General features: G+C 64.5%; 2 protein-coding genes. Both read left to right on the plus strand.

All coding sequences use genetic code 11. The features are described from left to right. Positions 1 to 29: 29 nt before the first annotated feature. On the plus strand, positions 30 to 869 hold the full coding sequence (locus tag AWB68_RS45355) for a universal stress protein (protein WP_087650500.1): 840 nt from the start codon (positions 30 to 32) through the stop codon (positions 867 to 869). Positions 870 to 903: 34 nt separating this feature from the next. Then, on the plus strand, positions 904 to 994 hold a 91-nt coding region (locus AWB68_RS51825; protein WP_160110206.1), incomplete at its 3' end, for a universal stress protein.

Raw genomic sequence — 994 nt, forward strand, 5'->3', positions numbered from 1 at the left:
TCATTCCCGTATTCCACAGGAGAGAAGCGATGAGCTACAAAAGTATCGTTGTCCATCTCGATGCCAGCGACCGCGCACATCCGCGCCTCGAACTCGCCCTGCGCCTCGCGAAGCGTTTCGAAGCGCATCTGACCGGTCTCTACGCGGTGTTTACACCCGAGGCTCGTTCTTTCTACGTGATGGCGGGCTCAGCCGAATACTTCGAAGCGCACAACGCGTTGCGCCGCGAGCGGCGTGGCGCACTCGAGCGGCTTTTCCATGCGGAAATGGCACGCGCGGGCGTGGACGGGGAATGGATCGAGGCACACGGTCATGCGAATCTGGCGGTGCCCCGCAGCGCCCGTTGCGCGGATCTCGTCATCGCGGGCCAGGACGACCCGAACGACCCGGAGTCGTACATCGGTGACCACTTTCCCGAAACGCTTGTGATGTCCGCAGGCCGGCCTGTACTGCTTGTGCCATACACAGGCTTCTTCCCGTCGGTCGGGGAGCGGGTGATGATCACCTGGGACGGCGGCCGCGAGTCGGCCCGCGCCGTGCATGATGCGCTGCCCATTTTGAAGGCCGCGAAGCAGGTGACCCTGGTCACGATCGATGCCGGCGGGGACGAACCGCACGGCACGCGACTTCCGGGCGCGGATATCGCCACGAGCATCGCGCGCCACGGCGTAAAGGTCGAGGTATCGGCGACCGAGTGCGTTGTGGGCGCGTCCGCAGGCGAACTGCTGCTATCCCGCGCCGCAGACCTGGGCGCAGATCTCATCGTCATGGGCGGCTACGGCCACGCGCGCTGGCAGGAACTCGTGATGGGCGGTGCGACCCGCACGATCCTTGCCTCAATGACACTGCCCGTCCTGATGTCGCACTGAGCATGTTCAGCCTTTCCCCATGTCGAGCCTATCCATGTACACACGAATTCTTGCTCCCATCGATGGCAGCCCGATCGCGAGCCACGCGCTCGACGAGGCGCTGAAAATCGCCCGCGAAAGCGGCG

The sequence above is a fragment of the Caballeronia choica genome (assembly GCF_001544535.1).
GTDB lineage: Bacteria > Pseudomonadota > Gammaproteobacteria > Burkholderiales > Burkholderiaceae > Caballeronia > Caballeronia choica.

Coding starts and splice junctions, on each gene's coding strand:
- AWB68_RS45355 (WP_087650500.1), top strand. CDS start 30: ATGAGCTACAAAAGTATCGTTGTCCATCTCGATGCCAGCGACCGCGCA.